Origin of the sequence: Georgenia sp. SUBG003, assembly GCF_000715355.2 — a bacterium.
GTDB lineage: Bacteria > Actinomycetota > Actinomycetes > Actinomycetales > Actinomycetaceae > Georgenia.
The window spans coordinates 1,076,181-1,101,559 of record NZ_CP180204.1 but is presented as its reverse complement, the minus strand read 5'-3'; the positions used below and the strand labels follow the sequence as shown (position 1 = coordinate 1,101,559).

The window sequence follows — 25,379 nt, the reverse complement described above, 5'->3', positions numbered from 1 at the left end:
GTTTGATCCGTCGGGGTCGACGCTAGGGAGCCACGGTGGCCTCGCGCGTCGGCGAGACTACCCATCTTCCGAGGCACTGCGCGTGGGTACCAGCTGCAGCTCGAGGGCGCGGGCGGTGGCCGCCGCCCGGGACGACACGCCCAGCTTGGCGAAGATGTTGCTCACGTGCCGGTCCACGGTGCGCTCGCTCAGCACGAGCTCGGCGGCGATCGCACGGTTCGTCGCTCCGGTGACGACCAGGCTCAGCACCTCGGTCTCGCGTTCGGTGAGAAGCCGGCTTCCGTCCAGGGACCTGAGGTCCGGATCCGCACCGAGCCGCTCGAAGATCTCGCGGGCCACGCCGGTCTCGCGCTGCGACGTCTCGGCGTCCCCGAGAAGAGCGCACGCGCGGGCGAGCAGCACCCTTGCCCGCGCCTCCTCGTACGGGGCCCCGATCCGCAGCCACGTACGGATCGCGGTGCGCAGCCGGGGCGGCGCGTCCACGGGACGGCCCGCCGCAAGGTCGAGCTGAGCCCGGCCGTGCGCGGCGAGCGCCTGCACCACCGGGCTGGCGCGCTGCTCGCCGATGGCCTCGAGCTCGGCGGCCGCACTCAGCGTCCCGGCGTCGTCGCCCACGGCGAGCAGGATCTCGACGGCGGCGAGCAGCACCTCCACCCGCCGGGCCGGCGTCCGCACCTCGGCGAGCGAGCGTCTGATCATGGCCGCGGCTGCCTGCGTGCTTCCCCTGGCCAGGCGGAGCAGCGCGAGGCCGGGCTGGGGCTCGAGCCCGAGGCGGGCAGCGTCGGCGTAGGCGCTCGCCGCGCCCTCCCACCGCCCCCTGGAGCCGGTCGACGTTCCCCCTGACGTAGGCCGCCGTGGCCGCCGACTCGATGTCGACGTCGGCCGGCGTCACTCCGGCCAGCTCCGTGCGAGCCGCCTCCCACTCACCGTGCAGCACCTTGAGCTCGGCGCGGTGCACCTTGCAGTCGCCGGTGAAGTTGGCCAGCTCCGGCTGGTCGTCGCACCAGGCGGCCATCACCGCGGTCCACTGGTGAGCACGGCGCAGCTCGTACACCGTCCAGCAGCCCTCGATGACGCCGCAGTAGACAATGCCGGTGACCATCGGTGAGACCTCGCCGGCCGCCACGCCGACCATCGCCTCGTCGAGCGCGGCCAGTCCTTCGGCCGCTCGGCCTGCGGCGATCAGTGCGAGGCCCTGCTGCTCGAGGGCGAGCGTGGTCAGGTCCGCGTCCGCGAAGCGGTGCGCCCGTTCGACGGCGCGCTCGGCGAGCTCGAGCGACCGCTCGGTGTCGCCTCCCGCGGCGGCCTCGAGCGCCTGGACCACCTCGAGGTAGCCGTGGGCGACGTTGTCCGCGCCCGCCTCGGCAGCGAGGCGGGCCGCCCGCCGCAGCCAGCCGGTGCCGGGACCGACCTGGCCCTCCTCGAGCCTCTGGCTGCCGATCCACATCGCCGACAGGGCCGCGCCGACCCGCTCGCCCCGTTCGAGGTGGCTGCGGTAGGCACGCTCCCGCAGGGCAACGTAGTCCTTGAGCCGTCCGGCGAGGAACGCCGCCGCGGCGAACAGGTGAAGGTCCGCCGGCTCGAGCGACTCCTCCACGTCCGCCTTCGCGAAGCTGTCCACGGCCGCCCGCCAGCGGCGCCCGGCATATGCCGCCCGGGCGTCAGCGAGAAGGTCCCGCGAACCCACAGCTCCAGTATCGACCAGAGGCGCAGGAGTCGTGCCGCAACCGTCGGCAGGAGACAGCCCGTAGAGGCGACGGGAACTGCCGGTTCCGCAGAACTCGTTCCTGCGTGCCGCGGGGCATTTCTGGGCGCGCATTTCCGTGTCTTCCGTCACAGGAGCGAATCGACAGGGAAGCAATGGGTGTACGGCTCGAACTTGGCGTTCCGGTCCAGCTCTCCCTGGCCGGGTTCGTCACTGCGGCCGCTGCCAGGCCGTGAGGACGGGCTGCGTCACGCCGAGACACGGTCGAGGCGAACCTGGCCCCGGCTCGAAGGAAAGAATGGCGGACCGGCATGCCGAACGGGCCGTGCCGTGAAGGGCCGCACCTAAAATGGAATACGTGTCGAGAAATGCGCCGGCCCCGCGCACCAAATCGCCCTGGCGCCTGCGCGGAACGGTCACCGGAGCGGCCGTCCTCGTCGGCGTCGCGGTCGACGGCCTCACCGGCGCCTGATGCTCCTCGGACTGGGAGCGCTCCTGACCGGACTGCTCGCGCTCGCCACCGGCCGCACGGTCCTCTCGCTGCCGGGCCGCAAGGGCGGAGTGCGCGCCGTCGTCGCGTCCTTCGTGCTCCTTGGCCTCGGGGCGGCGACTGTCCCGGCCGCCTCGGGCGAGCCGGGGCCGACGACGACTCCCGCCGTCGTCCCGTCACCCGCAGCGCCGACGGCGGAGCCGACGTCGGAGGTCACCGCCGCGCCGTCGGCGAGGCCCTGCGGGTCGCGCACCGCCTGCAGGCCCGCGGTGCGTCGCCAGGGGTCCGGGCGCGGCGCCGGCGGAGGTGCCGTGCGCACGTGCTCGAACTCCTCGAGCCGCCCACCGGAGCTTGCCCGCCTCCTCGAGCTGGGCGGTCAGAACCTCGCGCAGCTCCACGAGCAGCTCGACGTCCAGCGCCGCGTAGCGCAGCCAGGGGTCGGGCAGCGGCCGGGTGGACCAGTCCGCGGCGGAGTGCTCCTTGGCGAGCGCGTACCCGAGGTTCTCCGCGACGACGGCGGCCAGCCCCACGTGGGCGCGCCCGAGCAGGCGTGAGGCGAGCTCGGTGTCGAAGAGCGCGGGCGGCGTCAGCCCCAGCTCGCGCAGGCAGGGCAGGTCCTGGTCGGCGGCGTGCAGGACCCACTCGGCGCGGTTGACGACCGCGGCCAGCGGGTCCAGGTCGGGCAGGGCGACGGGGTCGAGCAGCACGGTGCCCGCCCCGGGCCGGCGGAGCTGGACGAGGTAGGCACGCTGGCCGTAGCGGAAGCCGGAGGCCCGCTCGGCGTCGACGGCGAGCGGGCCGCCCGCCGCGGCGAGCCGTGCGGTGGCGTCGGCCAGCGCACCCTCGCTCGCCGTGACGGGTGGCACGCCCTCGGCGGGGCTCGAGGAGGGGCACGGCGCGGGGCTCGTCCTGCACCGTCGCGACACCGTCCGGGCCGGGCGAGAGCCCGGTGTCGAGGTGGTCGTGGGCGTCGGTGGGGGCAGGCACGGCGTCAACGGTACGACGGCGCCGCCCCCGCCGCGTTCGCGGCACGCGCGAGCGGGTGCCCACCAAGACGCGAGCGGGCGCCCACGAAGGGGCGGATCGGGCCGCCCCACCGGTGACGCCCTCGGCCGGAGCGGCGTCGGTCGGTCGGTGCCGCCGGTCGGTCAGTGCCCTCGGTCAGCGCCGCCGGTTGAAGGACGCGACGTTCTCCGGCAGCGGTTCGAGCCCGGCGGCCTGGCAGGTCAGCGCCGCCCACGCCTTCAGGTGCGGACCGAGGTCCGCCGTCGTCGGTGTCCAGGAGGCACGGACCTCGATCTCGACCTCGCCGCCGCGCAGCTCCAGGCCGCCGAAGGTCTCCGAGAGCACCCGGGTGACCGTGCCGGAGAGGTCGTGGTAGCCGGCTCCGGCGTCCGTGAGCGCGTCCGTGAGCCAGGTCCAGCCGACCTCGCCGAGCAGGGGGTCGGCCCCCAGCTCCTCCTCGAGGCGGGCCTTGGCGAGCACGATGACGCGGAAGGTTCCGTTCCAGGCCTGCTGGCCGGCCGGGTCGTGCAGCACGACGAACCGTCCGTGGCCGAGCAGCGCGTCGGGGTCCATCGTGCGAGGCTGGGCGTTGACCTCGCCCGTCAGGGCCAGGGCGTACGGGGCGATCCGGGTCGGCGCGGGGACCTCGTCCAGGTGCAGCTCGGGGCGCAGCCGATGCCCGCGCAGACTCAGGAGCGCGGTCTCGAACTCCGGCGGTGCCACCGCCTCGTCACCGGTCACACCCCCAGGCTAGGACTCGGGCCCCCTTCCCCGGGGCAGGCCGCGCCCGACTCGCCGGGCCGCACTATGCTCGCCGGCGTCCCCGGCACTTTGGAGAAGCTTTGGCCGCCAGCTCCGGCACCGCAGTCCGCCCCGTCATCCTCGGCGGCGACATCGGGGCCTACGCCACCGCCCGGACGTTCCACGAGACCTACGGCGTGCGCTCGGTCGTCCTCGCCGGCGTGGAGACCTGGGCCGTCACGGGCTCCGTAGCCGTCGACCACCGCGTCGTCACGGGACTGTCCGACCCCGACCTGCTGGTCGCGGCGATCCGCGACGTCGCCGCCGAGGCGCCGGGGCGGACGCACATCGTCCTCGGCAGCGCCGACTGGCTCGTGGACGCGCTCGTGACCCACCGAGAGCAGCTCGGCGACGTCGTCGTGCCCTACGCCGGCCCCGGCGCCATGGCGCAGGTGACCGACAAGGGGACCTTCACCGCCCTGTGCCGCGAGCTCGGCATCCCCGTCCCGGAGACGGTGGTGCTGCGGGCGGGCGACGGCCCGGGCGCGGCGGCCGGGCTGACCTTCCCCGTGGTGGTCAAGGCGGCCTCGACGACGGCGTACCACGCCGTCTCGTTCGCCGGGAAGAAGAAGGTCGACCGGGCCGACGACGTCTCCGAGCTCGGGGAGGTCCTCTCGCGGATCGCGGCGGCCGGGTTCGGCGGCGATCTGCTCGTCCAGGAGCTCGTGCCCGGCGGGGACGCCGAGATGGCGGCGGTGAACCTGTTCTTCGACGCGACGGGGTGTGGCGGTTCGCGCAGTTCGGGCGGGTGCTGCTGGAGGAGCACACGCCCGGGGCGCTCGGGAACTCCGTCGCCCAGGTCACCGGCGTCGACCCCGAGGCCGTCGACCACGCCCGCCGGCTGCTGGAGCACGTGGGATGGCGCGGGTTCGCCAACGTGGACCTCAAGCGGGACCCCCGCGACGGCGTCTACCGCTTCCTCGAGGTCAACCCCCGCGTCGGCCGCAGCGGGTACGCAGTGACAGCCTCCGGTCACGACATCTCGCGGATGTACGTCGACGCCTTCGTCGACGGCCACCCCGCGGAGCCGGTCGTGAGCAGCGCCGAGCATCTCTTCCACGTGGTGCCGCTGAGCCTGGTGCGGCGCTACGTCAGCCCCGAGGACGCCGCGCTGGTGCGCCGGCTGGCCCGCGCCGGCAAGGCCACCAACCCGTTGCTCTACCGCGCGGAGCGCGACCCGCGTCGCTGGGCGAGCATCCTCGCCGCCCAGCTCAACCAGTTCCGGAAGTTCGCGCGGCACTACCCGAACTGACGCGACCCGGCGGCGCGACGTTCTCCGGCCGGGCCTTACCGCCGTCGCACGCGGTGGCGAGGCTGTCCCTGACGGCCGCGGGAGGCCGTTCCTGTGGGCGGCGAGACCGGCGGGTCGCCTGCCACGATTTTAGGTACGCGGGTGTTGCGTATATGTGGGTTAGGGTCTCCTTCGTTAGGTCACCCTTCCTCAGGAGAGAACGTGAGCAGCACCCTGCGCCGGGCCGTCGTGGCCGCCGGCACCCTCGCCCTGGCCAGCGCTCTCGCGGCCTGCTCGTCGTCGAGCGCGGGCGGCGGGGCCGACGAGCCCGAGACCGCCGGGACGGTCACCGTGGAGCACGCCCAGGGCAGCACCGAGGTGCCCGCCGACCCGCAGCGCGTGGTGGTGTTCGACATGGGGGTCCTGGACACTCTCGACACGCTCGGCGTCGACGTCGTCGGGCTGCCGAAGGCCAACGTGCCGTCCTTCCTCGGCGAGTACGACTCCGACGAGTACACCGACGTCGGCACCCTGCAGGAACCCGACTACGAGGCGCTCGCCCGGCTCGACCCCGACCTCGTCATCGTCGGCTTCCGCTCGGCGGCCGCCTACCCCGAGCTGTCGAAGTCCTTCCCCGACCGTCGACGCGACCTTCGAGTGGACCGGGGACTACCTCGCGAACTTCGGCGAGAGCGCCACGATGGTCGGCGAGATCTTCGGCAAGGAGGAGGAGGTCGCCGCCGCGCTCGCGGACATCGACGCCCGGGTCGAGGAGATCCGGCCCGAGGGCGAGGCGGCCGGCGACGGCATGGTGCTGATGACGTCCGGCGGCGAGGTCACCCTCAACGGGGCCGCCTCCCGCTTCGGCCTGATCTACTCCGAGCTCGGCGTCACCGAGGCGGAGACGGGCGTGGAGGCCGCGGACCACGGCGAGGCTGTCTCGTTCGAGCTCATCCGGGACGTCGACCCCGACTGGATGTTCGTCGTGGACCGCGACGCCGCGATCGGTGAGGCCGGCGGTCAGGCCGCCGAGCAGGTGCTCGACAATGAGCTCATCTCCTCCACCACGGCGTGGCAGGAGGATCAGGTGGTCTACCTCGACGGCGAGCGGTGGTACGTGGTCATGCACGGCCTGAGCAACGTCCCGGCGATGCTCGACGAGGTCGGGACGGCGCTGGCCCGGTGACGGGCGCGGACCACGCGTCCGGGCGCGGGGCCGTCACGACGACGGCCGACGCGCGGCGGTCGTGCGGCCGAGCCGGACCCAGATGTGGCGCTCCGTCGTGGCGGTCGCGCCGGTGTTCGTCGGGGCGCTCCTCTACGCGGCCCTCCGGCACGGACCCGTGCCCGCGCTGCCCGTCGGCGCCGCCGGCGTCGTGCTCTGCGCGCTGTACGTGGTCCTGGAGCTTCGCCGGTCGAGGATCGTCGTGACCCCGCTCGGCCTCGAACGCGTCCGCGTCCTCGGCCGGATCTCCTTCCCCCTCGCGGACGTCGGCCAGGTTCTGCTCTTCCGCCTCCGCGCCGAGCAGGGGGCGGACCGCAGCACCTACCTCACGGCGCTGGTGCGCGACCGGTCGGGCCGCAAGCTCCTGACCGTCCGCTCCGACGTCTGGGCGCCGGAGGACGTCCGCGCGCTCGCCGGCTCGCTCGGCGTGGTGCCCACGCAGCTCGAGAAGGTGCTCTCGCCGCGCGAGCTCGAGGCGGCGTACCCCGGCACGGTGCCGTACGTCCGGCGCAACCCCCGCCTCGTGGCCTTCCTCGTCACGATCCCGCTCGTCCTCGTCATCGCCGCCGTCGTCGTCCTCGTCAACCGGTGACGGCGGAGAACCCCCACGACGCCGGCACGGTCGGCGTCGGCCCGTGGCCCGGCGGCCCCGGGGCCTGGCCCGACGACCCCCGGTACGACCCCGAGCTCCTGCGTGACGGCGACCGGCGCAACGTGGTGGACCGGTACCGCTACTGGACCGTCGAGGCGATCGTCGCGGACATCGACACCCGCCGGCATCCCCTGCACGTGGCGATCGAGAACTTCTCGCACGACCTGAACATCGGTTCCGTGGTGCGCACGGCGAACGCGTTCGCCGTCGCCGAGGTGCACATCGTCGGCAGGCGCCGCTGGAACCGGCGCGGTGCGATGGTCACCGACCGGTACCAGCACCTGCGCCACCACGCGGACGTGGCCGACCTCCTCGCCTGGGCCGCGGCGCGGAGCCTGCCGGTCCTCGGGATCGACAACGTCCCGGGCTCGGAGCCGATCGAGGGCCGGGCGCTCCCACGCGAGGCGGTGATGGTGTTCGGGTCCGAGTCCGCCGGCCTGTCCGCCGAGGCGCGGGCGGGCTGCGAGGCGATCCTCCACATCAGTCAGCACGGGTCCACCCGCTCCATCAACGCGGGCGCCGCGGCGGCTGTCGCCATGCACGCCTGGATGCTCCAGCACGCCCGTCCCACCGACCACGACGAGAGTCCTCTCTGAGCCCGCACCACGGCGACTGTGACGGTCCTCACCCAGGACGACCGGCTTAGGTTACGGCCGAGGTAGGTGGAATGATCGGTCTCGTACAGATTCGTCGAGCACAGGAGACCTGACGTGCCCATCGCAACTCCCGAGTCCTACGCCGAGATGATCGACCGCGCGAAGGCCGGCCGCTTCGCGTACCCCGCCATCAACGTCACCTCCTCGCAGACGGTGACCGCGGCGCTGCGCGGCTTCGCCGAGGCCGAGAGCGACGGGATCCTCCAGGTCTCCGTCGGCGGCGGCGAGTACGCCTCGGGCGCCACCGTGAAAGACCGCGTCGCCGGCACGCGGGCGCTGGCCGCCTACGCCAAGGAGGTCGCGAACGGCTACGGCGTCACCGTCGCGCTCCACACCGACCACTGCGTCAAGGAGAACCTCGACTCCTGGGTGAAGCCGCTGCTCGCCCTCGAGGCCGAGGAGGTCGCCAACGGCCAGCTGCCCACCTTCCAGTCCCACATGTTCGACGGCTCCACCGTCCCGCTGGAGGAGAACCTCGTCATCGCCGAGGAGCTCCTCGAGCTGTCGCAGAAGGCGCGCACGATCCTCGAGATCGAGATCGGCGTCGTCGGCGGCGAGGAGGACGGCCACGAGGCCGAGATCAACGAGAAGCTCTACACCACGCCCGAGGACGGCCTGGCCACCGTGCGCGCGCTCGGCACCGGCGAGAAGGGGCGTTACCTGACCGCGCTGACCTTCGGCAACGTCCACGGCGTGTACAAGCCCGGAGCCGTGCGGCTGCGCCCGGAGCTGCTCGGGCAGATCCAGGAGGTCGTCGGCAAGGAGGTCGGCAAGGACAAGCCGTTCGACCTCGTCTTCCACGGCGGCTCCGGCTCGACCGCCGAGGAGATCGCCCTGGCGGTCGACAACGGCGTCATCAAGATGAACATCGACACCGACACCCAGTACGCCTTCACCCGCCCGGTCGTGGAGCACATGTTCCGGAACTACGACGGCGTGCTGAAGATCGACGGCGAGGTCGGCAACAAGAAGATGTACGACCCGCGCGCGTGGGGCAAGGCCGCCGAGGCCGGCATGGCCCAGCGCATCGTCGAGGCCTGCCAGCAGCTGCGCTCGGCCGGCACGAAGATGGCCTGAGCAGCACCCCGGACGACGAGCGGGCCCGGCATCCGCGCGGATGCCGGGCCCGTGGTCTGCGAGGTGACGCCGGCCCGGGTCAGGCCGCGTCGTCGGGAGCGGGGCCGTCGTCGGGCAGCGGGCCCGACTCCGTCGGGAAGCCCGGGTCGCTGTCGAGGACGTCGACGACCTCGCCGATGCGGGTGACCTCGAGGAGGAAGCGCACCACGTCGGGCGGCTGGATGAGGGTGAGCCGCCCCGGGGTGCGGTGGGCCAGGCGGGCCAGCATCGAGACGCCGGAGGAGTCCATGAACGTCACGTGCCGGGCGTCGATCTCGACCGGCAGGCCGACCCGCTCCGCCTCCGTGACCGCCTCCGACAGGTCGGCCCCCAGCGCCACGTCGACCTCGCCCGAGAGGACGAGGCGAGTCCGTTGACGTGAGACCATCACGTGGACCGATCCGGTCTCCGGGGTCGCCGGCGTGGAGCCGGCACCCTTCTCCGGCCGGGGCGGTCCCTGCGTCACCTCGTGCACCGGGCATCCTCTCGCCGCTGGACTACAGAATGTTTGCGACCCGCTCGTTCACGGGGCATCGTACGGAACGCTAGACGATCGGAGACGTTGATGGGCAAATCGGCCGCGGGAACCGCCGGTGTCGGACACGACGACGATCGCCTCGTGCTGCCCGCGCCGACCCTCGCCGGTGACCGGCTCGCCGCGAGCGCGGCCCTGTCCGTGCTGCGGCAGCTTCCCGACGGCGTCGTCGTGGTGGAGCAGCATCCCGACGGCTCGTGGGAGGTCGTCATGGCGAACGACGCCGCCGTCGAGCTCTCCGGCATCAGCCGCGACCACCTGCTGCACGGCGGTAAGGAGCTCCTCCGCCTGGTCGGGGTCGACGAGAAGGGCGCCCGCGCGATCAGCAGGGCGTTCGAGGCCGGCCGCCCCGCGGGGGTGACGACGCTCCTGGGACGCGCCGACGGGACCCGGTTGTGGGCCTCGCTCGACCTCGCTCCCCTCGACCTGCCCGACGCCGGGGCGAAGCTGTGGGCCGCCGTCGTCCGGGACGTCTCGGCGCAGGTCGAGACCGCCAAGCTGGAGCAGGTGCGCCTCGACATCGAGCGCCGGGCGCGTCTCGCGCTCAGCATCGTGGCCCGCGTGTCGGACCTCCTCCAGGACGCGGACTCCACGGACGTGCTGCGCGCCATCGCCGACCTCGTGACCCGCCAGGTGGTGGCCTGGAGCGGCTTCTACGTCCTCGGCCGGGAGCTGGCCGAGGTGGACGGGATCGTCGACCACCCCGACACCCGCCCTCGGCGGTTCACCGCGGAGGAGCTCGCGACGGACCCGGTGCTCGAGCTCTTCGAGGGCACCACCATGCGCACCGTCCGGCTGGAGCCGGGCGAGCACGGCGAGCCCGGGACGCTCACGGCCGAGCTGCTGAGACTCCTGCAGCCGCGCCTCGAGAGCATGCCCGAGGCGGAGGGCAGCGTGCTGGTCCTGCCCGTGCTCGGCCGTCAGCGCACCCTCGCGCTCTTCGTCGCCCTCCCGCACCGCGGGCCGACGTCGGCGAAGATCGCGGGCGTCCTGGACCTCGAGGGTGCCGAGGAGGCCATCGCGATCCTCCCCGACGAGGTCGGCACGGTGCTGGAGCTGGTGGCGCGCCGCGTGGGCATGGCGATGGACAACGCCCAGCTGTACGTCCGCGAGCACCTCCTCGCGGAGACGCTCCAGCGGGCGATGCTCCCGGAGCAGGCGGACGTGCAGGGCCTGGACGTGTGGACGTACTACTCGCCCAACGTCGAGCACGCCCAGGTGGGCGGCGACTGGTACGACGTGGTCCACCTCGACGAGGACACGGTCGCCGTGGTCATCGGCGACGTCGTCGGCCACGACGTCGAGGCGGCCGCCGCGATGGGCCAGCTGCGCTCGGTGGTGCGTGCCTACGCCCAGGAGCTGGTGGACCCGGGCACCGTGCTGGGCCGCGTCGACACGCTCGTCACGAGCATGAACATCCCGCGCAACGCCTCCCTCGTCTACGCCACCCTGACCCGGCGGGGCGACGACGCCTGGCACCTGGCGTACTCGCGGGCCGGGCACCTTCCCGCGCTGCTCGTGCGCGACGGCGAGGTCACCACCCTCGACGGGGCCGGCGGGTCGCTCATCGGCTTCGGGACCGGCCCGCGCGGCACCGCCCGGGCGGAGATGCTGCCCGGCGACGTGCTGGTCCTCTACACGGACGGGCTGGTCGAGCGCCGCGACCGCGGCATGCGCGAGGGGCTCGAGGCGCTCATCGAGCTCTCCGCGTCCGTGCACGCCCCGGATGCCGCCGGGGTGGGCGAGGAGCTGCTCCAGCTCGCCGACGCGCCGGAGGACGACGTGGCCGTCGTCGTCATCCGGGTGCCCGGGGGCAAGGGGCCCGGCCAGGACGGCACCGTGCTGCGCCGTCGCCGGTGGCAGCTGCCGTCCGACGCCGCCTCCATCGGGCGGGCCCGGCACGCGGTCCGGCGTGCGTGCGACGCCTGGGGCATCTCCGAGGTGGGCGCGGCAGAGCTGGTCATCTCCGAGCTGATGGCCAACGCCGTCATGCACGGGTGGGGCCGGATCGGCCTGCGGCTGCAGGACACCGGCGACGGCCTGCGCATGGAGGTCGAGGACGCCAACCCCGCGCCTCCGGTGACCCGTGAGCACCACTCCTCGCGTGTGGGCGGGTTCGGCATGCACATCGTCGACCGGCTCGCCGACTGGGGCTGGCGGCCGACGACGGGCGGGAAGGTCGTGTGGGCCCGGGTGCGGACCGACAACGGCCGGACCGGCGGCGCGAGGGCCGAGCTGGCCTGACAGCGCCCGCGCTCAGCGCGCCCGCGGCCTGAGCCGCACGTTCGGCAGCTCGGGTGCCGGCAGCGGCGCGCCGCCGTAGCCCGCGACTTCCCCGAAGCGCGCGACGCCGTCGGGCTCGCCGGCGATCGCCGCCTGCCACTGCGACCGTGCCTGCACGACCTCCTCGTGCGTCCGGGCCACGAAGTTCCACCACATGAGCACCTGCTCGCCGAACGGCTCCCCGCCCAGGAGCACGGCGCGCACCGGGGTGGCGCCAGCCTCGAGGAGGATCGCGTCCGGCCCGGGCGCGAGGTACGCCAGCCAGGCCTCCGGCACCGCCGTGCCCGCGACCGCGAGCTCGCCGGAGTCCACCAGCACGCCGTGCTCGAACGCCGGGTCCACCGGCAGGCGCACGGCTGCACCGGCGGGGATGTCGATCTGCGCGGCCACCAGCGGCGAGTATGCCCGAGCCGGTGACGTCACCCCGCCGAGCGAGCCCATGAACACCCGCACCTCCGCGCCGTCGATCCAGAAGGCCGGCACGTCCGGGACGTGCTCGAAGGCCCGCTCGCCGGCGCGGTCGGCGTCGGGCAGGGCGGTCCACAGCTGCACGCCGTGCAGGCGCCCCTGCGTGGGGAACCGCCCGACCGTGCCCTCCTCCGAGTGGCAGATCCCGTTCCCGGCGGTCATCAGGTTGAGCTGCCCCGGCTGGATGGTCTGCACCGAGCCGAGCGCGTCCTGGTGGAGCACGTGCCCCTCGAACAGCCACGTCACCGTCTGCAGCCCGGTGTGCGGGTGGGGCGGGACGTCCATCCCGCCGGAGACCGAGATGTCGTCCGGGCCGTAGTGGTCGGCGAAGCAGAACGCCCCGATCAGCGACCGCTTCTTCGACGGCAGCGTGCGCCGCACCGTCATCGCCCGCGGCCCGCCCAGCGGCACGTCACGCGGCTCGATGAGCTCGACGGCGGACGGCAGGGGACCCGCGACGCACACCTGCTCCTGCGGCCGGGTCTCGAGGTTGGTCATGCCGCCCAGGGTAGGAAGGACTGGACGACGGCGCAGCCGACCGCCCTGCCCAGGATCTCAGGCAGGCCGGCAAGCAGGACCGGACGACGGCGGCGGGAGTGCCTGTGTGACCGGACCCACCCTGAAATCAGAAACAAGACCCGATGATCAAGAGTTCAACCAGTCATGACCAGCACCGCTGAACTCCAGACCACGGACGCGATCGTTCTCGACGAGCAGGCTCAGGACCTGCTGTTCCGGGAGGCCCGCACGGCCAACGCTTTCACCGACGAGCCCGTCACGGACGAGCAGCTCGCGGCGATCTTCGAGCTCGTGAAGTGGGCACCCACGTCGATGAACACCCAGCCGCTGCGCGTCGTCGTCGTCCGCTCCGCCGAGGCCAAGCAGCGTCTCCTGCCGCACATGGCGGAGGGCAACCGCGCCAAGACGGAGGCCGCGCCCGCGACCGCACTCCTCGCCGCCGACATCGACTTCCACGACGAGCTGCCCCGCGTCTTCCCGCCGTTCCCCGGCGCCCGCGACATGTTCGCTGACGACGAGGAGGCGCGCGTCCGCACGGCCGAGCTCAACACCGGCCTGCAGGTGGGCTACGCCATCGTCGGCATCCGGGCCGCCGGCCTCGCCGCCGGGCCGATGACCGGCTTCGACGCCGACGCGATCTCCCGCGAGTTCTTCCCGGACGGCCGCCACCGCGTGCTGGTCGCCATCAACATGGGCAAGCCCGCCGAGAACGCGTGGCACGACCGTCTCCCGCGCCTCGACTTCGACGAGGTTGTCACGGCCATCTGAGGCCACTCCTCCCCACGCGGGGACGAGCTGGACCCAGACGCTCTCCGCGCATCACCGACGGGTGCGGTTCCGACCAGGAACCGCACCCGTCGGGCTTCAGCGGCGGACCGCCAGCGTGTCCGCCCAGTCGCCGTCCCAGTCGCCGACGTAGACGTCATCCGTGGCGCGGCCGTAGACGGAGACGGTGTCGGCCACCCCGCCGGCGATGGTGTTCTTGACGTAGTACGTGTTGCCGCGGCGCATAGCGAAGCTCTGCCGGCCGTCGCCGTCCCAGTCTCCGACGAGTGTCACGTCACCGGTCCGCCCGTAGCCGACCACGCGGTCGGCGACCCCGGACGTGAGGGTGTTGCGCACGTGGTACGTGCTACCTCTGCGCACGGCGAGCGTGTCGACGCCGTCGCCGTCCCAGTCGCCCACGTAGACGGCGTCGTCGGCCTTCCCGTAGTACACGACCCTGTCCGCCGGCCCGCCGGTCACCGAGTTCTTGATGTGATAGGCGTTGCCCCGCCTCACGGCGAACGTGTCGACGCCGTCCCCGTCCCAGTCGCCGACGAGGACCGTGTCTCCCGGCCGCCCGTAGTCGACGATGCGGTCGGCAACGCTGCCGTGTCCCTGCGGCACCTGGAACGTCCGCCCGTACCTCAGGGCGATCGTGTCGATCCAGTCACCGTCCCAGTCGCCGACGAACGCCTCGTCGAACCGGTCGCCCCAGATGAAGGTGTGGCTCGCCGTCGGCCCCCAGGTGTTGTTGAGGTAGAACCGCGTGCCGCCGAGCCGGGGCACACCGCCGCTGCAGTCGTCGACCCCGAGCCAGCGACGCTCCGACGAGACGGCACCGTCGGAGTCCCTCGCCCCGTAGCTGATCTCGCCGGTCCACAGCGCAACCGGCTGGACGGGAGCGGAGAGGTCGACCTGGATCTGGGGCTCGCCGTGCAGGCCGGGCTGGCCGGCGTCCCACTCCCCGGGCGTCACGATCGGGAGGTCCCAGCCGTCGTAGTCGTCGACGACGGACACCCCCCGACAGCGGGTCGAAGGCGTCATCCATGCAGACCTCTACCGCGTCCAGGCCGAGGATCAGGGGCGGTTCGTTGTCGGGCGGGGCGCTGGTCGCGGCCGCGGGGAGGGTGGTGACCGGAAGCAGCAGGGAGGAGGCGAGGCCGACGGCGGCCAGACGCGGGAGCGGCACGGAGATTCCTTCTTCGGAAACGACGAGGTGCTCGCACGATAACCGTGCGGGTGTGCCCGGCGAGGCCTTTTCGGGACGCTACCCGGCCGTTCATCGAACCGCACCGGTGAAGGGGCCCGCCGCACCCTGCGCCACCGTCATCGCCACCACGCAGAAGATGTAGACGTCCACGGCCGCGATGAAGACCCACTCGCGCCGGGAGCCGGCGTTGCCGAGCAGAGGGAGCGCGAAGTGGCCGTTCCGCCGCCACAGCGGCGTCACGACCGCGGGCGACGGACGCAGCGGCCACAGCAGCGGCACCCCCTGCGAGGTGAGCGCGTCACCGGCCAGGTGGCACAGGCAGCCGAGGACCACGGCCGCGGGCAGCCACCAGGTGGTCTCGGGCGCGAACCACGTCGTCGCCGTCGCCACGGTGAGTGACACGGCCCAGGACGAGAGCCAGCCCCTGGTCAGGCGCAGCGCCTTCGCGGCAAACGCGACGAGCAGCACGATCATCAGCCACGCCCCGAGCTGGAAGTCCTGCTGGGCGAGCGGGACGCGGACCTCGGACACCGCCCGCGCGACCAGCCCCGCCCCCAGCACCCCGAGCAGGGAGTGCGTGGCGTGCCGGTGCCCGCCGGAGAGGTGGCCGAGCCCCCTGGTCACCCACCGGGAGACGGGCGGCAGGGACCGCGCGATGGTTCCGGAGTGGTGGTCCGCGTCGAGGAGCAGCGCGGCGCCCGCCGTGGCCACCGCGCCGGAGAGCACCTCGTCGGGTGGGAGCGGCACCCACCCGGCGGCCCAGGGCACCGTGGCCGTCACCGCCAGCCAGGCCGCGGCTCCGGTGGTGGCGTGAGCGTGGCTCATCATCGGTGGGGTGCCCTCCTGGCGGTCGTGGAAGTAGACATCCTCGGCCACGGCACCGACATCCCCGCCGTCCGGTCACCCGCGGACGGGTCGCTGCCGCGCCGCGACCTCGACGCAGGGTTGCCATTTCGCCCACGACGGCGGCCGGAACCCGCCATCATCGCCGCGTGAGCTATGACATCACTCTCGTCCGCCGTCGTCCGGGCCAGTCGTGGGACGACGCCCTCGAGGCTGCGCAACGGGACGCCGACGAGCCGCTGCGCCCCGAGCAGCTCGCCCAGTGGTCCCGGATCGAGGGGCGGGTCAACGCGGTCCTCGGAGACCTGGAGTCCGCGGTCGACGCCAAGACGGCCGAGCTCACCCACCTGCCGACCGGCCTGCAGGTCTACCTCTTCGCCCACGAGGCGGGCGTGTCCTACCCCTACTGGGATCGGCCCGACCCGGACCTGTTCCACCGGCAGGTCGCCGAGGTCGTGGCCGTGGTGGAGGAGGAGACCGGCCTGTCCGCGTACGACCCGCAGACGGACGAGGCCTTCGACGGCACGCCCGCCGACGACGAGGGCCTCGCGCTCGTCCGCACGCTGCAGGCCCGGGGAGGCCGCGGGAGCCGCAGGAGTCCCCTGGCCCGGCGACGTCCTCCCGCCGCGTCACGACGACGTCGCCCCCGACCGTGGCGCCCCGGCACCTCCCCACCGGGCCGGCCCGGGCCCCGGCCGCCGGGCGGCCGTGCGCAGCAGGTCGCCGCGAGCACGCAGAATGCCGTCAGCAGCGGGGCGCCGCGTGCCCGTCAGCCGAAGATGTCGCCGAGGCCTGTCCCGCTCTTCCCGGCCTGCTGCCCGCCGCCGGCCTTCACCGACTCGCTCGGCTGGACGAGCACGTACCCCTGGCCGCCGAAGGCCATCTGGAACGTCTCGCCCGTGCCTCCACGCACCATCGATCGGATGCCGCCGGTGTCGATCCGCACGTCCATGGAGACCCCGGCCGTCCAGAGCACCACGGCCTGCGCGTCCCCGAAGGTGGGGGCGCTCGCGACGTCGAGCGCAACCGGATCGCCCTTGGTGGTGACGGCCACGTACCCGGTGCCGCGCAGCGACACGTTGTACAGCCCACCGGTCATGGCGGCACCGCGCGCCTGGATGCGGTGGATGTCCCACTCGATCGACGACGAGAACGCGAGGACGTTGTTGCCGTTGACGGAGATCATGTCGTTCTCGAGGTAGACGACCTGCACGTCGGCCCCGTCGTCGGCGACGAAGAGCTCCCCGTGGCCTGTCGCCTGCATCATGTCGACGCCCTCGCCGGTCATGGCGGACTTGAACATCTTGCCGAGCCCGCCCGAGCCCTTGTTCTCGAACCGGATGTCGCCCTGGTAGGCGACCATCGAGCCCGTCTTCGCCCAGACCGGCCCGTATCCCATCTGGATCTTCAGCAGCTTCTTGTTCTGGAGGGAGAAGGGGTCCTGCGAGACGTTCTCGCGGTAGTCGTTGAACAGGCTGCCGTGGATGGGCATGGGGACGAACTCCCTAGCGTCGATGGGCACCGGCACCGGAGTGGCGCCGTCCTGACCAAAACCTATCCGAGGCTGCGTAGGCTCCGACGGGACGCGACGCAGCAACACGCTGCGGCGCTCGAGCTGGCGGCGTTCGGTCGGACGGTGGGCGGGAGGTCGGATGTCGGCATGGGACTCCCTGCACATGGTGACCACCGGGGCCAGGCACGACGGCGGCACCTCCAAGCCGTGGGACGGGTGACGGTGCCGTGGGAGATGTGACGGAACCGTGGGACCCGCGGAGCGCGGGCGTCGTCACGCTCCCGTCCGGCCGCCTGGTCCGGGGTCGTGCGCTCAGCACCGCACCGGTCCCGGTGCCCACGTTCTCGATGTTCCTGCTGGGCCGCCGCCCCCCGTCGACGCAGTGGCCCTCCCGGTGGGTACGTTGGCCGGACTTCTGGCTCCCCTCCGACCGCGCCGACGCCGTCGACGCCTTGCACGAGACGTGGCGCCGCGCGGCCGAGGAGCGGGTCGAGATCGTCTGCGGCGGGGGCCGCGGCCGCACCGGGACCGCGCTGGCATGCCTGGCGGTGCTGGACGGCACCCCGCCCGACGACGCGGTACGCCTCGTGCGCCGGCGATACGACGCCCGCGCGGTCGAGACACCGTGGCAGCGCCGGTTCGTGCGGTCGTTCGCCCGGGAGTCGCTCCCCCGGGGGTCGTGACGCCACGGTCAGGCGTGGGATCGCCCTTCGGCCCGGGGCCGGCATGACGCACGACAGCACGCGCGCGGACTACGGTCGCGACCGCCCGCTGCGCCTCAGCTCCCGGTGCAGGGCGCCCCACGATCGCTGCTGCGCCCGCAGACGGGCATCGGTGCGCGTGGCCATCCACGCCGCCTCGCGCTGCAGGCGCCTCCAGCTCTCCAGCCGCCGCCGCGGAAGGTCACCCGACTCCACGGCGGCGACGACGGCGCACCCGGGCTCAGTCCGGTGGCTGCAGTCGACGAACCGACAACCCAGGGCGAGCTCGTCGACGTCTGCGAAGACCCGGTCGACACCGTCACCGATCTCGTAGAGGCCGACGCGACGCAACCCCGGGGTGTCGATCACCAGTCCGCCGCCCGGCAGCAGCACCAGCTGGCGGTGCACGGTGGTGTGCCGGCCCCGCCCGTCGGCGGCGCGGACCGCCTGGGTGCTCATGACGTCCTCGCCCGCGAGCGCGTTGACGAGCGTGGACTTGCCGGCCCCGGAGGGCCCTACCAGTGCGGCGGTCCGGGAGCCGGACAGCCTGTCGAGGACCTGGTCGACGCCGCGCCCGTCTACGGCGCTGACCGCCACCACCTCCACGCCGGGCACCGACGCGGTGACGCGCGCGAGAAGTGCACCCAGGTCGTCGGCGAGGTCAGCCTTGGTGATGAGGACGACCGGCTCGCCGCCGCTCTCCCACGCGAGGGCGACGAGGCGCTCGATCCGTTCGAGATCGGCCGGGTCGTCCCCGTGGCGGGACGGTTCGGTGACCAGCACGACGTCGATGTTGGCTGCCAGGACCTGGCCCTGCCCGTCGCCTGACAGCCCGCCGCGGGCGTGCCGCTCGACCCCGCCGCGGACGAAGGCGGTGCGACGCGGGAGGACGACGACGAGTCGGTACCCCTCGTCCGCGGGACGCAGGCCGACCCAGTCGCCCACGCACGGCAGGGCGACCGGATCCTCGCCGGCGGCGAGCCTGACACGACCGGCGAACCGGGCCCGGACCGGCCCCCGTCCGGCGAGCGACTCGGCGGCTCCGCGGTCCACACGGGTCACGCGCGCGGGGAACGTGCCGGAGGGTAGGTGCACACCCAGGGCGGGGTCCCAGCCGAGAGCGAGGAGGTCGACGGCGGTCGAGGGGGCCAACCGCGCTCGATGCTGCGGGTCTCGCAACCCGTCGGAGGAAGACATCAATGGGTATCCGTTCGGACCGGGGCACCCGGCGGCACTCAGGCGGCAGCGGGCGTCCGTGGAGAGGGGACGAGAGAGCTGGAAAAGATCCGCATGGCCCCAACCTCCTTCCCTGATCCCCGAGCCTTGACCGCCACCACGCACGCGGCCTCGTGGGACACCGCACCTGCGCCCGCCCGTGCCGCCGCCGTGCCGCGGTGCCACCCGAACGGTACGGACGCGCCCAGCGTCGAGTCGACACAAATTCCCGCAACTCTGATGGGCGTGCTCCGACCAGGCTCGACGAGGCGCTCGCCACAACGCCGAAGACTCGAAAGGACGCCTGGGGCCAGTCTCGGCAGAGAATGGCCGGCGAAATATTCTGGGCGGCGCCTGCGCCGCCTGGTGGAGACCCCAAGCGACATTCGGGCCTGGATTTTCCGTGAATATGCGGTCACATTCCCGCCCCGCTCGTGCTCATGGTCGCGATCGCCGTCGCGCTGCCGCTGGACGAGTCGGTACAGGTGGAGCTGCTAGGGCCTCGCACCGCCCGCGATCGCCGCGGCGGCGGCACCACGTGCCCCTCCGCAGCGCTGGGTGTAGTGCCACGCGGCGAGACCCCAGAGCTGGGTGACGCAGTCGGCGTTCTGCTCCAGGCCGGAGAAGCCCGATCCGCCGTAGATCGAGTTCATCCGGGTCGCCAGGGCATCGACGTCACCGCCGAAGATCCGGTACTGCATCAGGTGGGCGCACTCGTGGGCGACGACGTACGACAGCCGCGCGGTGGGGGTGGCGGAGCGGATGAGGATGGCGTTGTTGTACCAGTCGGCGGACCCGTTGGCGCCGCCCAGCCTGGGGTCGTCGATGCGGATCGTCGCCGACCCGCAGCCGTACTGGGCCGCGACCGCTGCCACCCGGTCGCGGAGCGACCCCGCGACCGCGGCGGGCGAGATGTCGGTGGAGGCACCGGCCTGCGCCCCGCCCGGACGCGGACCTCCTTCTCGCCGCCCGCACCGCGGAGCAGGCGCACGGGGCGGCCGTCGCGGTCCGCGGCTCCGCCGTCGGGGTTCTCCACGCCGGCATCGGTGCGGGTGGCACGGCCCCCAGCGACGACGGCACCGCCCCGGTCGACGGCGCGTCCCGGCACGGGTCGGGCGCCCGTGCGACGGCCGGGGTCCTGGCGGCGCTGCGTGCCGCTGCGCCCAGCCCTCGTGAAGGGACCGTCGTGGTGCTGCGGGCGCCGGCGGAGCTGCGTCAGGGCCTCGACGTCTGGGGCCCCGTCGGCGGCCTGGACCTCATGCGCAGCATCAAGGACCGACTGGATCCCGGCCGTAACCTCGCCCCCGGCCGCTTCGTGGGAGGCATCTGATGACCGTCGAGACGCCAAAGGGACAGATGGGGGACGCGCAGCCGGCCCAGGCGGGCACCACGTTGCCTGACGTGCTGGGCATGGCCGCGTTCGACGCCCACCACCCGCCGGCGCGCGACCTCATCGACGACTGCGTGCACTGCGGCTTCTGCCTGCCCGCGTGCCCGACCTACACGCTGTGGGGCGAGGAGATGGATTCCCCGCGCGGGCGCATCTACCTCATGAAGGAGGGGCTCGAGGGCGAGCCGATGAGCCCCTCGATGGTCCAGCACATCGACCGGTGCCTCGGCTGCATGGCCTGCATGACCGCCTGCCCGTCCGGCGTGCAGTACGACAAGCTCATCGAGGCCACCCGCCAGCAGGTGGAGCGTCGCGGCTCCCGGCACCGGTCGCTGGCCGACCGTGCGCTCCGCGAGGGGATCTTCCAGCTCTTCCCGCACCCGGGACGGCTCCGTCGCCTTCGCGGCCCGCTGGCGCTGTACCAGAGGAGCGGCCTGAGCAAGCTGGTGCGCGGTTCGAAGGTGCTCGAGAAGATCTCGCCCACGCTCGCGACCATGGAGGCCATCGCGCCGCCGGTCGGGCGCCAGGTGCGGATCCCCGCCTTCATGCCCGCCAAGGGGGAGCGGCGGATGACGGTCGGACTGCTCCTCGGGTGCGTGCAGCGGGAGTTCTACCCCGGGGTCAACGCAGCCACCGTGCGGGTGCTCAACCTGGAGGGCTGCGACGTCGTCACCCCGCCGACGCAGGGCTGCTGCGGCGCACTCTCGGTCCACGCCGGCCGCGAGGACGAGGGGCTGCGTTACGCCCGGAACCTCGTCGACGCCTTCGCCGAGACCGGAGTGGAGCGCGTCGTCGTCAACTCCGCCGGCTGCGGCTCGACCATGAAGGACTACGCCCACCTCCTCGCCGACGACCCGGCCTACGCCGAGCGCGCCCGCGCATTCTCCGAGAAGGTGCGCGACATCTCCGAGATCCTCGTCGAGCTCGGCCCCGTGGCGCCCCGGCATCGGCTTCCCGTGACGATCGCCTATCACGACGCCTGCCACCTCTCGCACGCGCAGAAGGTGCGCTCCCAGCCCCGCGAGCTGCTCCGCGGCATCCCCGGCCTGACGATCAGGGAGATCGCCGAGGGCGACCTGTGCTGCGGGTCGGCCGGCATCTACAACCTCGTCAACCCCGGGCCGGCCCGCGAGCTCGGCGACCGCAAGGCCACCAACGTCGCCGCCACCGAGGCCGAGTTGCTGGTCACCTCCAACCCGGGATGCCTGCTGCAGATCACCGACGCGCTCGGCCGCCAGGGCAAGCACATCTCAACCGCGCACATGATCCTCGTGCTCGACGCATCGTTGCTGGGCAAGGGTGTGGACACGCTGCTCCAGGAGGCGCCCACCCGCGCCCGGCCGGCCGCACCACAGCCGGCCCCGACGACGCCCGAGGCCCGGTCCCGCGGGTGCGCCTGCGGGAAGCCGGGCGGCTGCGAGCCGGGGCGCCTCAGGAGCGCGCCCAGCGCGCCGGGCTCGACGCCTCCGGCGGCGAGCTCCCCCGGCGAGACCGCGCCGCAGTCCAGACCCCGCTGGAGGAACCACGCCAGTGCACGCGCGGTGGCCGGCTCGTCCATCACGGCACCCTCCTCCCGGGCAAGGTAGGCACGCAGCCGAGCGGCGGCCGCGGGCGTTCCCTCCCGGTAGAAGGTGTAGGTGGCGGCGAACCTGCTGGGCAGGTGGGCGGGGTGCAGGTCCCAGCCCTGGTAGTAGCCGCGCTCGAGCGAGCGGCGCACCAACCTCGCGTGCAGCGCCCAGGCGGACCGCACGCTCTCGGGCTCCCCCACCGGCAGCACGTTCGTGGACCCGTCGGACAGGCGGACGCCCGTGCCGGCGGCGGCCAGCTGCATGACGGCCTTGGCGTGGTCGGCCGCCGGGTGCTCCAGCGACTGCTGCGCGGCGGAGATGCCGAGGGACGCCGAGTAGTCGTAGGTGCCGTAGTGCAGCCCGGTCACCCGCCCCTGCCCGGCGTGCACCATTCGCGCCACGAGCGCGGTGCCGTCGGCGCCCAGGATCGCCTGGGACGTCTCGACCTGGACCTCGAACCCGAGGCGGCCGGCGGGCAGGCCACGGGACCGCTCGACCCGGTCGCAGACGGCGGCCATCGCCTCGACCTGCTCGACGGCGGTCACCTTCGGCAGGGTCAGGAGGAGCCCGTCCGGCAGGTCCCCTCCCTCGAGCAGCGTGGTGAGGAAAAGGTCGAGCGTGCGCAGGCCGCGCCGCCTGGTCGGCCGCTCGAGGCTCTTGAACCTGATGCCGACGAACGGCGTGGCGATTCGCTGCTCGAGCTCGGCGCGCAGGGTGCGCGCCGCGGCGACCGCCACATCGTCCTCGGCGTCACCGTGGTCGCCGTAGCCGTCCTCGAGATCGATGCGCAGGTCCTCGACCGGCTCGCGCTCGAGCTTGCCGCGGACCCGGTCGGCGACGTCGTCGCGCAGACCGGCCGGGACGCGCGCGGCCTCGAGCAGGGCCGGGACCCCACCCGCTCCCTCGACCGCCTCACGGGCCCGCTCGCCCCAGTCCCGGGCGAGACCGGCGGTGTACCGGTCCGCAGGGACGTACACGGTGTGGACCGGCTGGCGACTCAGGTCGTCGCCCGGATAGTCACGGGCGAGCCGGGCGTCGACGGGAGCGAGGAGCTCCTCGACGGCACGCAGGGTGCCCTCGTCCAGGGACGTGCTCATCGCGCGGCCCCTGCGGCGACGGGTTCCGCGGCGGCACCGCCCTGCTCGACGTCGCTGGTGGTCGTCACCTCAGGGTCTCCGACGACTGCGGCGTCGGCCCTCTCCTGCTCGGCGAGGTCCCGCTGCGCCTCGGCGCGCACCGCGTCGGCCACCGCCTCGGCCACGCGGACGTCGAAGACGCCGGGGATGACGAACGCGGGGTTGAGCTCGTCCTCGGAGACCACCTCGGCGATCGCCACCGCCGCCACCCGCAGCAGCTCGGGCGAGATGTGCGTCGCCCCCACGTCCAGCAGCCCCCGGAACAGGCCCGGGAAGGCGAGCACGTTGTTGATCTGGTTCGGGTAGTCCGACCGCCCCGTCGCGACGACGGCGGCCGTCTCCCCGGCCTCGATCGGGTCAACCTCCGGCGTGGGGTTCGCCAGCGCGAAGACGATGGCTCCGTCGTTCATCGTGGCGACGTCGGCGCCGGTGAGGATGTTGCCCGCCGAGACCCCGATGAACACGTCCGCACCCGCCAGACCCTCCCGGAGGGTGCCGACGAAACCGGCGGGGTTGGCGTTGTCGATGATCCAGTTGCGGTGCTCGTCCCCGTTTCGCACGCCGGGGGTGCAGGGCGCCCTGGCGGTCGAACCCGATGACGTTCCGAGCGCCCTGCGCCATGAGGAGCTTGATGATCGCGGTGCCGGCGGCGCCGACGCCGGAGACGACGATGCGCACGTCCTCCATCGACTTGCCGACCACCTTGAGCGCGTTGATCAGCGCCGCCAGCACCACGATGGCGGTGCCGTGCTGGTCGTCGTGGAAGACGGGGATGTCCAGCTCCTCCCGCAGCCGCGCCTCCATCTCGAAGCACCGCGGCGCGGAGATGTCCTCCAGGTTGATCCCGCCGTACACCGGCGCCATCGCCTTGACGATCGAGATGATCTCCTCGGTGTCCTTGGTGTCCAGGCACACCGGCCACGCGTCCACGTGCCCGAACTCCTTGAACAGCGCGGCCTTGCCCTCCATCACCGGCAGCGCCGCCGCGGGCCCGATGTCCCCCAGCCCGAGCACCGCCGTGCCGTCGGTCACCACCGCGACCGTGTTCCGCTTGATCGTCAGCCGCCGCGCGTCCTCGGGCTTCTCCGCGATCGCCAGACACACCCGGGCCACTCCCGGGGTGTACGCACGCGAGAGGTCGCGGCGGGTCTTCAGCGGCACCTTCAGGTTCACCTCGATCTTGCCGCCCAGGTGCATCAGGAACGTCGAGTCCGACATCTTCAGCACCTTGACGCCCTCCAGGGCGTCGAGGGCGTCGCGGACCTGCTCGCCGTGCTCGCCGTCGACGGTGTCGCAGGTGACGTCGACGACGATCTTCGTGCTCGTGGACTGGACGATGTCGACGCCCATGACGGCGCCGCCCGCCTCGGCCACCGCCGAGACCACCGTGCTCGTGGCCCGCTGCGACGCCGGGACCTCCACCCGCAGGGTGATCGTGTAGCTAGGACTGGGCAGACCCATGTGACCGATTTCCTCTCAACAACAGTGGGCAACGTTTTCAACATGTGAAACACTACTTCCGCACGGCTGGCACGCGGTCGTGACGCACCGGGCGCCGGTGGACGACAGGAGGCGGAAACTCGTGACCGAGGGCAACGGGGTCCAGTCGGTTGACCGGGCTATCGACCTGCTGGAGATCATGACGGACCTGGGCGGCGACGCCGGGCTGAGCGAGCTCGCCGCGAGTTCCGGCCTGCCGCTGCCCACCATCCACCGCCTCATGCGGACGCTGGTGGGCCGTGGCTACGCGCGTCAGCTGCCCTCGCGGCGCTACACGCTCGGCCCGCGCCTGATCCGGCTGGGCGAGAGCGCCGGACGGCAGCTGGGCTCGGGAGCCCGCCCGCACCTCGAGCGGGTGGCCCGCGAGCTCGGCGAGACGGCCAACATGGCGATGATCGACCGCGACATGGCCGTGTACGTGGCCCAGGCGGCGTCGCCGCACTCGATGCGGATGTTCACCGAGGTCGGCCGGCGCGTCTACTGCCACAGCACCGGAGTCGGCAAGATGGTCCTGGCCCAGCTGCCAGACACCACCGTGCGGGAGATCGTGGCCCGCACCGGCATGCCGCCCGCCACGGAGGCGACGATCACGAACGTCGAGGACCTCCTTGCGGAGCTGGACAAGATCCGCAGCCAGGGCTACGCCGTCGACGACGGCGAGCAGGAGATCGGCGTGCGGTGCTTCGCCGTCGCGGTCCCGGACGCCCCCACGCCGTCGGCCGTCTCCGTGTCCGGCCCCGCAGCGCGCGTCACGTACGAGTTCGGCGAGCGGGCACTGCCGGTGCTGCACGAGCTGGCCGACCAGGTGGCCGGCCAGCTCCTCAGCGCCCGCTGAGCGCCGCGCGACCGGCG

General features: G+C 73.1%; 22 protein-coding genes and 4 pseudogenes. 13 read left to right on the top strand and 13 right to left on the bottom strand.

The window, feature by feature from the left end:
- Positions 1–57: 57 nt before the first annotated feature.
- Positions 58–699 (bottom strand): LuxR family transcriptional regulator, encoded by a 642-nt coding sequence (locus tag DA06_RS05300; protein WP_052436397.1) that lies wholly within the window; start codon positions 697–699, stop codon positions 58–60.
- A gap of 1,355 nt (positions 700–2,054) precedes the next feature.
- On the opposite strand from DA06_RS05300, the gene DA06_RS05295 reads away from it, so the two are divergent.
- Positions 2,055–2,177, top strand: coding sequence for a hypothetical protein (locus DA06_RS05295; protein WP_418607052.1), 123 nt, complete (start codon positions 2,055–2,057; stop codon positions 2,175–2,177).
- A 194-nt stretch (positions 2,178–2,371) separates the two neighbouring features.
- Here DA06_RS05295 and DA06_RS05290 read toward each other — a convergent pair whose 3' ends face one another.
- Positions 2,372–3,061 carry a ribonuclease D gene (locus DA06_RS05290; protein ID WP_418607050.1) on the bottom strand — a complete coding sequence of 230 codons (690 nt, stop codon included), beginning with the start codon at positions 3,059–3,061 and terminating at the stop codon, positions 2,372–2,374.
- Positions 3,062–3,356: 295 nt separating this feature from the next.
- On the bottom strand, positions 3,357–3,941 hold the full coding sequence (locus DA06_RS05285; RefSeq protein WP_043497964.1) for a DUF3000 domain-containing protein: 585 nt from the start codon (positions 3,939–3,941) through the stop codon (positions 3,357–3,359).
- A 101-nt stretch (positions 3,942–4,042) separates the two neighbouring features.
- Here DA06_RS05285 and DA06_RS05280 point away from each other — a divergent pair, with 101 nt between their 5' ends.
- Complete coding sequence (locus DA06_RS05280) at positions 4,043–4,963, top strand: ATP-grasp domain-containing protein (RefSeq protein WP_052436395.1); 921 nt, start codon at positions 4,043–4,045, stop codon at positions 4,961–4,963.
- Positions 4,960–5,253, top strand: a complete 294-nt coding sequence (locus DA06_RS05275; protein ID WP_418607048.1) for a hypothetical protein — start codon at positions 4,960–4,962, stop codon at positions 5,251–5,253. The genes DA06_RS05280 and DA06_RS05275 overlap by 4 nt, the downstream gene beginning before the upstream one ends.
- A 179-nt stretch (positions 5,254–5,432) precedes the next feature.
- On the opposite strand, the gene DA06_RS05270 is transcribed toward DA06_RS05275, so the two are convergent.
- A complete protein-coding gene (locus tag DA06_RS05270; protein ID WP_418607047.1) occupies positions 5,433–5,648 on the bottom strand; it encodes a hypothetical protein in 216 nt (71 codons plus the stop codon).
- Positions 5,649–5,878: 230 nt separating this feature from the next.
- Here DA06_RS05270 and DA06_RS05265 point away from each other — a divergent pair.
- From DA06_RS05265 to fbaA, 4 genes and pseudogenes are all read left to right on the top strand, one after another.
- Positions 5,879–6,418, top strand: a pseudogene (locus tag DA06_RS05265) (ABC transporter substrate-binding protein); the annotation flags it as partial.
- Positions 6,419–6,500: 82 nt separating this feature from the next.
- Complete coding sequence (locus DA06_RS05260; protein WP_043497955.1) at positions 6,501–7,049, top strand: hypothetical protein; 549 nt, start codon at positions 6,501–6,503, stop codon at positions 7,047–7,049.
- Positions 7,046–7,705, top strand: a complete 660-nt coding sequence (locus DA06_RS05255) for a TrmH family RNA methyltransferase (RefSeq protein ID WP_043497953.1) — start codon at positions 7,046–7,048, stop codon at positions 7,703–7,705. The genes DA06_RS05260 and DA06_RS05255 overlap by 4 nt, the downstream gene beginning before the upstream one ends.
- Positions 7,706–7,819: 114 nt before the next feature.
- Complete coding sequence (fbaA, locus tag DA06_RS05250) at positions 7,820–8,842, top strand: class II fructose-bisphosphate aldolase (RefSeq protein ID WP_043497951.1); 1,023 nt, start codon at positions 7,820–7,822, stop codon at positions 8,840–8,842.
- A gap of 79 nt (positions 8,843–8,921) precedes the next feature.
- Here fbaA and DA06_RS05245 read toward each other — a convergent pair whose 3' ends face one another.
- On the bottom strand, positions 8,922–9,356 hold the full coding sequence (locus DA06_RS05245) for an STAS domain-containing protein (RefSeq protein ID WP_418607046.1): 435 nt from the start codon (positions 9,354–9,356) through the stop codon (positions 8,922–8,924).
- 144 nt (positions 9,357–9,500) lie between these two features.
- Between DA06_RS05245 and DA06_RS05240 the strand changes: the two genes are divergently transcribed.
- On the top strand, positions 9,501–11,660 hold the full coding sequence (locus tag DA06_RS05240) for a SpoIIE family protein phosphatase (RefSeq protein WP_418607045.1): 2,160 nt from the start codon (positions 9,501–9,503) through the stop codon (positions 11,658–11,660).
- Between the two features lie 12 nt (positions 11,661–11,672).
- On the opposite strand, the gene DA06_RS05235 is transcribed toward DA06_RS05240, so the two are convergent.
- Entirely contained in the window at positions 11,673–12,665 is a 993-nt protein-coding gene (locus tag DA06_RS05235) for a pirin family protein (protein WP_043497946.1), read from the bottom strand.
- Positions 12,666–12,830: 165 nt separating this feature from the next.
- On the opposite strand from DA06_RS05235, the gene DA06_RS05230 reads away from it, so the two are divergent.
- On the top strand, positions 12,831–13,454 hold the full coding sequence (locus DA06_RS05230) for a malonic semialdehyde reductase (RefSeq protein ID WP_043497944.1): 624 nt from the start codon (positions 12,831–12,833) through the stop codon (positions 13,452–13,454).
- A 96-nt stretch (positions 13,455–13,550) separates the two neighbouring features.
- Here the strand turns inward: DA06_RS05230 and DA06_RS05225 are convergent, their stop codons facing one another.
- From DA06_RS05225 to DA06_RS05215, 3 genes are all read right to left on the bottom strand, one after another.
- Complete coding sequence (locus tag DA06_RS05225) at positions 13,551–14,468, bottom strand: hypothetical protein (protein ID WP_043497942.1); 918 nt, start codon at positions 14,466–14,468, stop codon at positions 13,551–13,553.
- 262 nt (positions 14,469–14,730) lie between these two features.
- The gene (locus DA06_RS05220) at positions 14,731–15,537 is read right to left on the bottom strand and encodes a metal-dependent hydrolase (protein ID WP_052436391.1); all 807 of its coding nucleotides are present in this window, start codon (positions 15,535–15,537) and stop codon (positions 14,731–14,733) included.
- A gap of 736 nt (positions 15,538–16,273) precedes the next feature.
- Positions 16,274–16,996 carry an AIM24 family protein gene (locus DA06_RS05215; RefSeq protein ID WP_043497937.1) on the bottom strand — a complete coding sequence of 241 codons (723 nt, stop codon included), beginning with the start codon at positions 16,994–16,996 and terminating at the stop codon, positions 16,274–16,276.
- Positions 16,997–17,253: 257 nt separating this feature from the next.
- Between DA06_RS05215 and DA06_RS05210 the strand changes: the two genes are divergently transcribed.
- Complete coding sequence (locus DA06_RS05210; RefSeq protein WP_043497935.1) at positions 17,254–17,700, top strand: protein-tyrosine phosphatase family protein; 447 nt, start codon at positions 17,254–17,256, stop codon at positions 17,698–17,700.
- Positions 17,701–17,769: 69 nt separating this feature from the next.
- Here DA06_RS05210 and rsgA read toward each other — a convergent pair whose 3' ends face one another.
- Complete coding sequence (rsgA, locus tag DA06_RS05205) at positions 17,770–18,870, bottom strand: ribosome small subunit-dependent GTPase A (RefSeq protein ID WP_043497933.1); 1,101 nt, start codon at positions 18,868–18,870, stop codon at positions 17,770–17,772.
- 557 nt (positions 18,871–19,427) lie between these two features.
- Entirely contained in the window at positions 19,428–19,808 is a 381-nt protein-coding gene (locus DA06_RS05200; RefSeq protein WP_418607043.1) for a hypothetical protein, read from the bottom strand.
- A 311-nt stretch (positions 19,809–20,119) separates the two neighbouring features.
- Between DA06_RS05200 and DA06_RS05195 the strand changes: the two genes are divergently transcribed.
- Together DA06_RS05195 and glcF are read left to right on the top strand one after the other, a co-directional pair.
- Positions 20,120–20,263 carry a hypothetical protein gene (locus DA06_RS05195; RefSeq protein ID WP_418607041.1) on the top strand — a complete coding sequence of 48 codons (144 nt, stop codon included), beginning with the start codon at positions 20,120–20,122 and terminating at the stop codon, positions 20,261–20,263.
- Positions 20,263–21,552 (top strand): annotated as a pseudogene (gene glcF / locus DA06_RS05190) (glycolate oxidase subunit GlcF); the annotation flags it as partial. The gene DA06_RS05195 and the pseudogene glcF, both read left to right, overlap by 1 nt.
- Positions 21,553–21,734: 182 nt before the next feature.
- On the opposite strand, the pseudogene DA06_RS05185 reads toward glcF, so the two are convergent.
- Both DA06_RS05185 and DA06_RS05180 read right to left on the bottom strand, forming a co-directional pair.
- Positions 21,735–22,988 (bottom strand): annotated as a pseudogene (locus DA06_RS05185) (DUF6986 family protein); the annotation flags it as partial.
- A pseudogene (locus tag DA06_RS05180) lies at positions 22,985–24,488 on the bottom strand (NAD-dependent malic enzyme). The pseudogenes DA06_RS05180 and DA06_RS05185, both read right to left, overlap by 4 nt.
- A 121-nt stretch (positions 24,489–24,609) precedes the next feature.
- Here DA06_RS05180 and DA06_RS05175 point away from each other — a divergent pair.
- Positions 24,610–25,362, top strand: coding sequence for an IclR family transcriptional regulator (locus tag DA06_RS05175; RefSeq protein ID WP_418607039.1), 753 nt, complete (start codon positions 24,610–24,612; stop codon positions 25,360–25,362).
- The last annotated feature ends 17 nt before the right edge of the window (positions 25,363–25,379 follow it).